General features: G+C 70.2%; 11 protein-coding genes and 2 pseudogenes. 7 read left to right on the plus strand and 6 right to left on the minus strand.

From position 1 onward, the window contains the following. The 4 genes and pseudogenes from G3I65_RS56420 to G3I65_RS09910 all read left to right on the plus strand — a co-directional run. A pseudogene (locus G3I65_RS56420) lies at positions 1-922 on the plus strand (histidine kinase); the annotation flags it as partial. Then, complete coding sequence (locus tag G3I65_RS09900; protein WP_086861520.1) at positions 919-1,371, plus strand: roadblock/LC7 domain-containing protein; 453 nt, start codon at positions 919-921, stop codon at positions 1,369-1,371. The pseudogene G3I65_RS56420 and the gene G3I65_RS09900, both read left to right, overlap by 4 nt. Before the next feature lie 7 nt (positions 1,372-1,378). Next, entirely contained in the window at positions 1,379-2,095 is a 717-nt protein-coding gene (locus G3I65_RS57175; RefSeq protein ID WP_225440390.1) for a DUF742 domain-containing protein, read from the plus strand. 28 nt (positions 2,096-2,123) lie between these two features. Next, positions 2,124-2,687: an ATP/GTP-binding protein gene (locus G3I65_RS09910; protein ID WP_086861521.1), complete on the plus strand. Its 564-nt coding sequence runs from the start codon at positions 2,124-2,126 to the stop codon at positions 2,685-2,687. A 48-nt stretch (positions 2,688-2,735) separates the two neighbouring features. Here G3I65_RS09910 and G3I65_RS09915 read toward each other — a convergent pair whose 3' ends face one another. From G3I65_RS09915 to G3I65_RS09925, 3 genes are read right to left on the minus strand one after another with little or no spacing between them, the layout of a single operon-like run. Then, positions 2,736-3,395: a DUF899 domain-containing protein gene (locus tag G3I65_RS09915; RefSeq protein ID WP_160695829.1), complete on the minus strand. Its 660-nt coding sequence runs from the start codon at positions 3,393-3,395 to the stop codon at positions 2,736-2,738. Further along, positions 3,392-3,838: an SRPBCC domain-containing protein gene (locus tag G3I65_RS09920; protein WP_160695830.1), complete on the minus strand. Its 447-nt coding sequence runs from the start codon at positions 3,836-3,838 to the stop codon at positions 3,392-3,394. The genes G3I65_RS09915 and G3I65_RS09920 overlap by 4 nt, the downstream gene beginning before the upstream one ends. Further along, the gene (locus tag G3I65_RS09925) at positions 3,831-4,169 is read right to left on the minus strand and encodes a helix-turn-helix transcriptional regulator (RefSeq protein ID WP_160695835.1); all 339 of its coding nucleotides are present in this window, start codon (positions 4,167-4,169) and stop codon (positions 3,831-3,833) included. The genes G3I65_RS09920 and G3I65_RS09925 overlap by 8 nt, the downstream gene beginning before the upstream one ends. A gap of 134 nt (positions 4,170-4,303) precedes the next feature. Between G3I65_RS09925 and icmF the strand changes: the two genes are divergently transcribed. Then, positions 4,304-7,537: a fused isobutyryl-CoA mutase/GTPase IcmF gene (gene icmF / locus G3I65_RS09930; protein ID WP_160695831.1), complete on the plus strand. Its 3,234-nt coding sequence runs from the start codon at positions 4,304-4,306 to the stop codon at positions 7,535-7,537. On the opposite strand, the gene G3I65_RS09935 is transcribed toward icmF, so the two are convergent. Both G3I65_RS09935 and G3I65_RS09940 read right to left on the minus strand, forming a co-directional pair. Continuing rightward, positions 7,534-7,911: a CPCC family cysteine-rich protein gene (locus G3I65_RS09935; RefSeq protein WP_309235358.1), complete on the minus strand. Its 378-nt coding sequence runs from the start codon at positions 7,909-7,911 to the stop codon at positions 7,534-7,536. The two genes, icmF and G3I65_RS09935, sit on opposite strands and share 4 nt — an antisense overlap. Before the next feature lie 34 nt (positions 7,912-7,945). Continuing rightward, positions 7,946-8,647 carry a class I SAM-dependent methyltransferase gene (locus G3I65_RS09940; RefSeq protein WP_160695832.1) on the minus strand — a complete coding sequence of 234 codons (702 nt, stop codon included), beginning with the start codon at positions 8,645-8,647 and terminating at the stop codon, positions 7,946-7,948. A 76-nt stretch (positions 8,648-8,723) separates the two neighbouring features. Here G3I65_RS09940 and G3I65_RS09945 point away from each other — a divergent pair, with 76 nt between their 5' ends. Then, positions 8,724-9,554 carry an LLM class F420-dependent oxidoreductase gene (locus G3I65_RS09945; protein ID WP_160695833.1) on the plus strand — a complete coding sequence of 277 codons (831 nt, stop codon included), beginning with the start codon at positions 8,724-8,726 and terminating at the stop codon, positions 9,552-9,554. A gap of 7 nt (positions 9,555-9,561) precedes the next feature. On the opposite strand, the gene kstR is transcribed toward G3I65_RS09945, so the two are convergent. Then, positions 9,562-10,182, minus strand: coding sequence for a cholesterol catabolism transcriptional regulator KstR (gene kstR, locus G3I65_RS09950; RefSeq protein WP_125315661.1), 621 nt, complete (start codon positions 10,180-10,182; stop codon positions 9,562-9,564). Between the two features lie 146 nt (positions 10,183-10,328). Here kstR and G3I65_RS09955 point away from each other — a divergent pair. Beyond that, positions 10,329-10,787, plus strand: a pseudogene (locus G3I65_RS09955) (acyl-CoA dehydrogenase family protein); the annotation flags it as partial.

A 10,787-nucleotide genomic window follows, 5' to 3' on the forward strand; every position in this document is an offset into this window, starting at 1 on the left:
CGCTCCGGCATCTGGTGCCCCGGCGTCCGGCACTCCGGCACCTGGCGAATCCCAGCCGGCGGCGGCCTCTTCGGCCGCACCCCAGCCGAGTTCAGCGCAGGAAGCGGCGGAATCGCCCCAGCCGAGCACGGCCCAGCCGACCCCGGCCCCGCAGGCGACGGGCTCCCAGCCGGAGCCGACCGGCCGGCCTCCTGCCGGTGCCGTTCAGCAGCCGGCCGAGCCGCAGCAGAACCTCCTGCCGCAGCCCCGCCGCCAGCCCCCAGCGACTTCGAACGGTCACGCCCAGCCGAACGGTCTGGTTCAGCCGGGGCAGCCCGGTGCTCAGCCGAGCGGTCTGGCTCAGCCGGGCCAGCGCGCTGCCCAGCCGAACGGTCTCGCCCAGCCAGGCCAACCCGGCGCCCACCCGAACGGACTCCCGCAGCCCTCCCAGGCCGCCCCCCAGTCCACCGGCCAGCCGCACCCCGCACCCCGCCCCAACGGCCGCCCCACCCCCCAGGAGCCCGCGTCGATCTTCGACGAGGCCCCCGCCAACGGCCGTCCGAGCACCCCGCCGACGTCGCTGCCCCGCCGCGGCGCCAAAGCCGAAACCCCGGAAACCCCCGCCCCGCGCGAAGAAACCTCCGCCGTCGAAGCCACCGCCGAGTGGAACTTCGGGACCGATGACGGCTGGCGGGCGGTGCAAGCGGTGTCCCAGTCGACGCCCGCCACATTCACTTCGGCAGGATTGCCCCGGCGCCGTCGCGGGGAGCAGCTGCTTCCGGGCAGCGCCGGACCGCCCACCGGGGCCACGGCCCCCCGACCACAACGGGACGCGCACGACGTGCGCGGCCGCCTGCGGAGCTTCCAGCAGGGCATCGAGCGTGGACGCCACCGCACCGCGCAGGCGGCCGAGACCAACCACGAGACACTGGAGGGTGAATGAACTCGCCGAGTAGCGCCCAGCCGACGCAGAACCAGTTCGGCTGGCTGGTGAACGACTTCGCGGAGCGGGTGCCGGGGGTGGCCCACGCCGTGGTCGTCTCGGCGGACGGCTTGCTGCTGACCGCGTCGAACCGGCTCCCGCTCGACCGGGCCGACCAGCTCGCCGCGGTCGCATCGGGCCTGGTCAGCCTCACCCAGGGCGCCGCCCGCTGCTTCGAGGCCGGCGCGGTCAACGAGACCGTCGTCGAGATGGAGCTCGGGATCATGGTGCTGATGTCGATCAGCGACGGGTCCTGCCTCGCCGTCCTCGCCGCCCCCAACTGCGACATCGGTCAGGTCGCCTACGAGATGACGATGCTCGTCGACCGGGTCGGTCAGATCCTCACCCCGGAGCTGCGCGCCCAGCTTCAGGGCTCCGGTGGGTCGCTGATCGGCGAACCGGTGGGATGATGGCGCGATGAGCACGGGGTCCGGATTCGACGGCGAACCACCCGAGGGGCAGCACCCCGCCGGGCGAGGGGACGACGGCACGTTCGCCGACGTCCTCAACGGGTTCACCCTGGATTCCGGCCGTGCCCGCCGGAAGCGCAAGAAGAGCAAGGAGTCCCCGCCACCCCCGGCCGCCGGTGCGCACGCGGCCGCGGAACCGCCGGCGCCCGCGCCGTCGGCCGACCAAGGAGATCGCGTGACCTCTTTAGTCTCTCCACCCGGCAGTACCGACGGGGACAGCCCACGACCTGGGGGTTTGTTCGACCCGGGCCCGCCCAGCGGCGAGTTCGTGATGCCCGCGGTGTTCGAACAGCCGCCCGCGCCGGAGGAGCTGACGGCCATCGTCCGGCCCTACGCGCTGACCGGCGGCCGCACCCGGGCAAACTACGCCCTGGAGCTGGAGACACTGATCTCCGCGAAGGACTACGCTGCCACCGGTGGCTTCCCCGAAGTGGCCGCGGAGCAGATCGAGTGCATTTCGATCATGGAAGAGTGCCGGACCCCCCGTTCGGTCGCCGAGATCGTGTCGGCCTTGCGGGTGCCACTGGGCGTGGCCCGGGTGCTGATCAGCGACGCGGCGGACGCGGGGCTGGTCACGGTGCACAAGACGATTACGGGCAATGACGGCGCCGAGGCACATCTGGTGTTGATGGAAAGGGTTTTGAGTGGACTCCGTCGGCTATAAGGCACCGCGGGACACCGCGCCCCCGACCATGACATCCGCCAAGATCGTGGTGGCTGGCGGTTTCGGTGCGGGGAAGACGACCTTCGTCGGGTCGGTGTCGGAGATCGTGCCGCTGACCACCGAGGCGATGATGACCGACGCCAGCGTCGGCGTCGACAACCTCGACCACACACCGGGCAAGTCGACGACCACGGTGGCGATGGACTTCGGGCGCGTCTCCCTGGACGCGGACCTGATCCTCTACCTGTTCGGCACGCCCGGTCAGCAGCGGTTCTGGTTCATGTGGGACGACCTCGTCCGCGGCGCGATCGGCGCGGTGGTGCTCGCCGACACGCGCCGGCTGGCGGACTCGTTCGCGCCGATCGACTTCTTCGAGGACCGGGGACTGCCGTACATCGTCGGCGTCAACACGTTCGACGGCGTGCTGGAGCACGACATCAACGACGTCCGCGAGGCGCTGTCGATCGACCCGAACATCCCGATCGTCCGCTGCGACGCACGGGACCGCGAGTCGACCAAGCAGACGCTGATCACGCTGGTCGAGTACGCCATGCGCCAGTGGATCGCGCTGCGGGCGGCGAACGCCCGCTGACGCCGCACGGGCCCGGGGAACGCCCCGGGCCCGGCGGTGGCGCAAGCGTCAGTACTCGTCGTGGCGCCGCCACCAGGAACCCGGACCGTCGTCGCCGCGGCTCTCCTCTTCCCAGGCCTCCTGGCGCCCCAGCGGCGTGACGTCGAGGTAGCGGTGCGAGGCGAGGAACATCTCGCCACCGCGGCCCGAGGTGAAGTACGTCCGGTAGACGTCGTCGCCGTCGCGCAGGAACACGCTGACCCCGAAGCCCATGCCGACGCCGCAGTCCTCGGTGAAGTCGCTGCCGTGCGAGGACACGAACGGCACGTCCCAGCCCATCCGGCTCTTGTAGCGCTCGATCTCGGGCAGCGTCGCCGGCGCGACGACCTGGAGCGTCACGTCCCGGTCGTGCAGGTGCGCCAGGTGCGGCATGTTGTCGACGACCAGGGAACACCCCGCGCACCCCGCCTCGTCGCCCGGGTGCAGCATGAAGTGGTAGACGATCAGCTGCGGCCGTCCCTCGAACAGGTCCAGCAGGCTCTTCTCGCCCTCGGCCGAGGTGAACACGTACGGCTTCGGGAAGGGCACCATCGGCAGCCGGCGCCGTTCGGCGGCGAGGTGGTCGGCCGCCTTCATGTGCTCTTTCTCCTTGACGAGCAGTGCGTCGCGCGCGGCCTGCCATTCCTCGGGCGAGACGATCTCGGGCAGGGCGTGCTGGGTCGCGGTCATCGGTCTTCCTCTCCTCGGTGGTGGATGAAGCCGGCCAGGTCGTCGAAGCTGGAGGTCCAGCCGCCGTGGTGGCCGTCGCGGTCGGCGATGGTCGGGAAGCCGGTCTGGACGAAGGTCATCTCCGTCTTGCCGCCCAGGTCGGCGAAGTCGATCGTCACGAGGGTCTCCGCGCGCATATCGCCTTCGGTGTCCCAGGTGAAGGTGAACGCGAGCCGCTCGGGCGCGGCGATCTCGCGGTAGGTGCCGTGCATCCAGTGCTCGTCGCCCTCGGGGGAGCGGATGCACGCCCGCCAGGCGCCGCCCGGCCGCGTGGCGAGGGTGACCGCGGAGCCGGTGTAGCCGTGCGGCCCGAGCCAGCTCGCCAGCTGGTCGGGGTCGGTCCACGCGGCGAAGACGAGCTCGCGCGGCGCGTCGAAGACCCGGGTGATGGTGAGGTCAGGCATCTTCGTCCCCGTTCCGCAGGGTGCGCAGGTGCTCCTCGAGGCGGTCGAACCCGTCGTCCCAGAACGGCCGGTAGCGCGCCACCCAGTCGGCCACGTCTTCCAGGGGTTTCGCCGCCAGCCGGCAGGGCCGCCACTGGCGGGTGCGGCCGCGGGTGATGAGCCCGGCCTGCTCCAGCACCTTCAGGTGGCGGGAGACGGCGGGCAGGCTCATCGGGAACGGCTCGGCGAGCTCGTTCACCGTCGCTTCGCCCGCGGAAAGCCGGGCGAGGATGGCTCGCCGGGTCGGGTCGGCGAGGGCCGCGAACGTGCGGCTCAGGTGGTCGGTCGGCATGGTCATTTCAGCCTCTTGTTAATTAACGTCTCCGTTAAATATAACCTCCAGCTGAGCACTGTCAAGGTTGTCGTGAGAGCCGCGTCACTGGTCCTCGGGTTTCCAATAGTAGGAAGCCAAAGTATTTTTGAGGGATGAGCAGCGAGCTGTACCGCCCCGTGCACCCCGTCCGGTTCGTGACGGCGTCGAGCCTCTTCGACGGTCACGACGCATCGATCAACATCATGCGGCGGATCCTGCAGTCTCAGGGCGCGGAGGTCGTCCACCTCGGGCACAACCGCTCGGTCGACGAGGTCGCCACCGCCGCCATCGCCGAGGACGTCCAGGGCGTCGCCATCTCCGCCTACCAGGGCGGGCACGTCGAATACTTCTCGTACCTGGTCGAGCTGCTGCGCGAGCGCGGCGCCGGCCACATCAAGGTCTTCGGCGGCGGGGGCGGGGTGATCGTGCGCGAGGAGATCGACCTGCTGCACTCGCGCGGCGTCGCCCGCATCTTCTCGCCCGAAGACGGCTACGAGATGGGCCTGCCGGGCATGATCAACTCGATGATCGAGGCCTGCGACACCGACCTCGCGGCCGAGGGCCCGGCGCTCGACAAGGTGCTCTCCGGGGACGTCCCCGCGCTTTCGCGGGTCATCACCCAGCTGGCGGCTGAACGGCTGCCCGCCGAGCTGCTCGATGGCATCACCGAAGCCGCGAGCGGGCGGACGGTGCCGGTACTGGGCATCACCGGCACCGGTGGCTCGGGCAAGTCGTCGCTCACCGACGAGCTGGTCCGCCGCTTCCGCCTCGACCAGGAGGACAAGCTGCGGATCGCGGTGCTCGCGGTCGACCCGTCGCGGCGCAAGGGCGGCGGCGCGCTGCTCGGCGACCGCATCCGGATGAACTGCCTGGACGGCTCTCCGGTGTACTTCCGCTCGCTGGCCACGCGCACGACGTCGGGCGAGATCCCGGCCGGGCTGCGCGAGTCGATCCTGGCGTGCAAGGCCGCCGGCTACGACCTGGTGATCGTCGAGACGCCGGGCATCGGCCAGGGCGACGCCGGGATCGTCGACTTCGTGGACGAGTCGCTGTACGTGATGACGCCGGAGTTCGGCGCCGCGTCGCAGCTGGAGAAGATCGACATGCTCGACTTCGCCGACGTCGTCGCGATCAACAAGTTCGAGCGCCGCGGCGCCGAGGACGCCCGCCGCGACGTCGCGCGCCAGCTGGTGCGCAACCGCGAAGCCTTCTCCGAAGGCCCCGAGGACATGCCGGTCTACGGCACGAGCGCGGCGAAGTTCAACGACGACGGCGTCACCGCGCTGTACCAGCACCTGCGCGACATGCTCGCCGAGCGCGGGCTGTCCGTTTCGGCGGGGACGCTGCCCCGCGTCGAAGGCAAGGTGTCCACGGACGCCTCGACGATCATCCCCGGCAACCGTTCGCGCTACCTGGCCGAGATCGCCGACTCCGTCCGCGGTTACCACGCGAAGACCGAGCAGCAGGTCGCCGCGGTCCGCAAGCGGAACGCGCTTTCGCTGGCGCGCGAGGAACTGGCCAAGGTGGACGCGTCCACCGACGCGCTCGACGGGCTGCTGGCCGCGGCCGAGTCCGATGTGGACGGCGAATCGACAAAGCTCCTCGAACGCTTCCGGGAACTGGCCGAGGAATACCGCCAGGACGAACTGGTCGTGAAGATCCGCGACAAGGAGCTGCGCACGCAGCTGTGGCGCGACACGCTGTCCGGCAACCGGGTCCCGCGCGTCGCCCTGCCGCGCTACGGCGAGGACGGCGAGCTGCTGTCGTTCCTGCGCCGCGAGCACCTGCCGGGCTACTTCCCGTACACCGCGGGGGTTTTCCCGTTCAAGCGCGAGGGCGAGGACCCGGCGCGGATGTTCGCCGGCGAGGGTGACGCGTTCCGCACCAACCGCCGCTTCAAGCTGCTCTCGGCCGACTCCGAGGCCAAGCGGCTCTCGACGGCGTTCGACTCCGTGACCCTCTACGGCCACGACCCCGACACGCGCCCCGACATCTACGGCAAGGTCGGCACGTCGGGCGTGTCCATCGCGACGGTCGAGGACATGAAGGCCCTCTACGACGGCTTCGACCTGACCGCGCCGAACACGTCGGTGTCGATGACGATCAACGGCCCCGCGCCGACGATCCTGGCGTTCTTCCTCAACACCGCGATCGACCAGAAGATCGACGCGTTCCGGGCCGAGCACGGCCGCGAGCCGTCCGACGCCGAGGCCGCCGAGCTGCGCTCGTGGACGCTGCAGAACGTGCGCGGCACGGTGCAGGCCGACATCCTCAAGGAGGACCAGGGCCAGAACACCTGCATCTTCTCCACCGAGTTCAGCCTCCGGATGATGGCCGACATCCAGGAGTGGTTCATCGAGCACCACCTGCGGAACTTCTACTCGGTCTCGATCTCGGGCTACCACATCGCCGAGGCCGGCGCGAACCCCATCTCGCAGCTGGCTTTCACGCTGGCGAACGGCTTCACCTACGTCGAGTCGTACCTCGCCCGCGGCATGGACGTCGACTGCTTCGCGCCGAACCTGTCGTTCTTCTTCTCCAACGGCATGGACGCGGAGTACTCGGTCCTCGGCCGGGTGGCGCGCCGGATCTGGTCGGTGGCCATGCGCGACCGGTACGGCGCGAACGAGCGGTCGCAGAAGCTCAAGTACCACGTGCAGACGTCCGGCCGCTCGCTGCACGCGCAGGAGATGAGCTTCAACGACATCCGCACCACGCTGCAGGCGCTCTGCGCGCTGTACGACAACGCGAACTCGTTGCACACCAACGCGTTCGACGAAGCGATCACGACGCCGTCGGAGTCGTCGGTGCGCCGCGCGATGGCCATCCAGATGATCATCAACAAGGAATGGGGCCTGTCGAAGAACGAGAACCCGCTGCAGGGCTCGTTCGTCATCGACGAGCTGACCGACCTGGTCGAAGAAGCCGTCCTGGCCGAGTTCGACCGCATCTCCGAGCGCGGCGGCGTCCTCGGCGCGATGGAGACGGGCTACCAGCGCGGCAAGATTCAGGACGAGTCCATCCTGTACGAACGCAAGAAGCACGACGGCTCGCTGCCGATCATCGGCGTCAACACGTTCCGCAACCCGAACCAGGGCGAGGACGACATCGAGGTCGAGCTGGCCCGCGCGACGGAGGACGAGAAGAAGTCCCAGCTGGCCCGCCTGGCCGACTTCCAGCACCGCCACCACGAGGAAGCCCAGCAGGCCCTGAAGTCCCTCCGCGAAGCGGCAACCCGCGGCGGCAACCTGTTCGGGGTGCTGATGGACGCCGCGCGGGTGTGCTCGCTGGGCCAGATCACGGAGGCGTTCTTCGAGGTCGGGGGCCAGTACCGCCGCAACGTCTAGCGGCGGCGCCAGAAGGTCGGCCGCCACCAGTAGAGCGCTGTCATGTCGGCCGGCCACGGCAAGTCACGGACGCCCATGGGCTCGAAGTCGTCGATGGCGAGGTCGATGGGACGCCAGCCGTCGTCGAGTGGCTCGGCTGCACGGGGTGGGCGGACGAGGGCGGTGAAGCGGATTTCCACGGCGCCCGTCTCGACGTAGGCGCGCTGGGCATCGAGCAGCGAAGTGCTGTTCGCCCCGCCGGCCAGGTCCGGCCACCGCAACTGCTGCCAGTCGTCTTCCCAGAAGCACACCGAGCAGATCTCGTGGCTGCCGGGAGGCTTTTCGAACGCACGGTGCCCGCAGCACGGGCACGGGTACTCGGCCGGGATGTCCACGAGTGATCACTTTGGACATCCCGGCCGTCGAGCGTCAACTCATTCGGCGGACCGCCTTCAGCTGCCAGACCGGGACCAGCACCCGCCCGTCCGCGTCGGTCTCCATCGACGTCAGCCCCGCCGGGTCCGCGTCCAGCACCACCCGGACGCTCTGCCGCAGCTCCTCCGCCGTCATCGACGTCGTGTACCGGCGCGGCTCGAGCACCTCGATCGTCCAGTCCTTCCCGACCGTCTCCCGCAGGTTGGCCTCGCTGATCAGGTACGGCGCCGGGAACGCCTCGGGGACCTCCGGCGAGAAGCAGAACAGGTGCAGCGTCGCGCCCGGGCGGGTCGCGCGGGTCAACGCCGCGAGGTACTGGTGCCGCTGGTCCTCGTTCAGGCAGTGGTACAGCGCGCTGTCGAGAACCGTGTCGAACCGGCCTTCGTAGCCTTCGAGCTTCGTCGCGTCGGCGACGGCGAACTCGATGTCGAGGCCCTTCTCCGCGGCGCGGGCGCGAGCTTGCGCGACCGCCGACGGCGCGCCGTCCAGGCCGGTCACGTGCAGTCCGCGCGAAGCGAGGAACGCGGAGTTGTCACCCAAGCCGCAGCCGATGTCGAGCACGTCGCCGTCGAACTCGCCGGCGTCGGCCAGCGCGACGACCGCCGGCTGCGGTGCGCCGAGGTCCCAGGGCATCTTCCGGCCCATCGGCGTGGCGCCCTGGTAGAGCTCCTCGAAGTCGACGTCCTGTACGTCCATGACCGCCCCCTTATTCAACGTATGATGAGATGACTCCATCGTGCACCCCGTGTCAAGGCGGTGGTACTCCTGGAGCATGAAATTCGGGATCTCGACGTTCGTGACCGACGAGGGCATCCGCCCCGACGTGCTGGGTGCGGCGCTGGAGGAACGCGGCTTCGATTCGCTGTTCCTGGCCGAGCACTCGCACATCCCCGTGAGCCGCGAAACCCCTTACCCCGGCGGGGGTGAGCTGCCGCGTGTCTACTACCGCACGCTCGACCCGTTCCTGGCGCTCACCGCCGCGGCCACGGCGACGTCGGAGCTGCTGCTCGGCACCGGGATCGCGCTGCTGATCCAGCGCGACCTGATCCACACCGCGAAGGAGGTCGCGTCGCTGGACGTGCTCTCCGACGGGCGCGCGCTGTTCGGCGTCGGCGTCGGCTGGAACCGCGAGGAGATGCGCAACCACGGCACCGACCCGAAGACCCGCGGCGCGCTCATCGACGAGCAGCTGGCCGCGCTCAAGGAGATCTGGACGAAGGACGAAGCCGAGTTCCACGGCGAGCACATCGACCTCGACCCGATCTTCAGCTGGCCCAAGCCGGTGCAGAAGCCGCACGTCCCGATCTACATCGGCGGCGAGAGCGAGGCGGCCCTGAACCGGCTCGCCAAGTACGGCGACGGCTGGCTGCTGCGGGGCTACACGAAGTACCAGGAGGCGCAGCGCGTCCGCCGCTGGCTGGCCGAGCAGGGCCGGGACGACGTCCAGTTCGCGGTGTTCGGCGGCCCGACGATCCCGAAGGTGATCGACGGCTTCCGCGAGGCCGGCGTCGAGCGGTACACGTTCCTGCTCGACACGCTGCCGGAAGCGGAGACGCTCAAGGCCCTCGACGAGCTGGCGGAGGTGGCCGCCGCGCACCGCTGAGGCGCGGCTACTTGTCCAGCAGCAGGTGGACCGACAGTTCGAGGCGGTTCGCGACGTCGGCCGCCGAGGCGCGGCGGGTCACCCAGGCCACCAGGTTCGCCATCCAGACGTCGGCGACGACGTGGAAGATGTCGCGGTCGGCCTCGGTGGGCTCGTCGATGCCCATCGCCTTGGCGAACATGTTCTCCATCAGCAGCCCGACCTGCTCCACCTCGGCGGCCGCGGACGTGTCGGCGAACATGAAGGCCCGCACCATGGCTTCGGTCAGGTGCGGGTCGCGCTGCATCAGGCGGGTGTTGCGGCCGAGCACGAACATCAGCCGCTCGGCGGGCGTCTCGCCCGGGATGGCCTGCCGCTCGAGCTTCTCCTGCGCGCGCTCGAACTCCCGCGCCAGCCCGGAGACGAGCAGGTGGATCTTCGAGGGGAAGTACCGGTACAGCGTGCCGAGCGCGACGTCCGCCTTCTCGGCGACGGCCCGCATCTGGACGGCGTCGTAGCCGCCCTTCGAGGCCAGGGCGAGGGTCGCGTCGATGATCCGGCGGCGCCGGTCGCGCTGGGCGGCCGAGCCGAGCTCGTCGGCGCCGATCGCGCTCAGGCCGTTGCCGCGTGCCTTGGTCTTGCCGGGCATCGGAGCTCCCCCGTCTGTCGGAACTTGTTCCACTTCAGGACACAGCGTACCTGTCCTGGCGAAACGTTCAACAATCGACCCACTGGCCGAAAAACTGTAACACGTTCTACACTCGCGAGTAGTGTCCCGTCCCGCGAGGAGGCCCGATGCCGGTCGCGCTCACCGACGAACAGGCCGCGCTGGCCGAGGCGATCCACGCCTGGTCCGCGGCGCACCGCCCGCGAGAGGTGGTGCGCGCGACCGAAACCGGGGCCGGTCTGCCTGCGGGGTTCGCCGCGCTCGGCCTGTTCGGCGTGGCCCTGCCCGCGTCCGTGGGTGGCGCCGACGGAAGTATCGCCGATCTCGCCGCCGGCCTCGCCGCGGCGGCCGAAGAACTGGTCCCCGGGCCCGTGCTCGGCACCGCTCTGGGCGGCCTCCTGCTCGCCGACGTCCCGGCCGCGAAGGAACTGCTCCCGGCGTTGGCCGAGGGCGAAGCCACGGTCGCGGTGCTGCTGGACGCGCCCTCGCTCGACGACGGCGTGACCGGCCCGGTCCCCGGTGTCGACGCCGCGACGTGGCTCCTGGTGCCGTCCGGCGACGGCCACGTGCTGCTCGCGCCGGGCACG

The sequence above is a fragment of the Amycolatopsis sp. SID8362 genome (assembly GCF_010550475.1).
In the GTDB taxonomy this organism is placed as follows: Bacteria; Actinomycetota; Actinomycetes; order Mycobacteriales; family Pseudonocardiaceae; genus Amycolatopsis; species Amycolatopsis eburnea.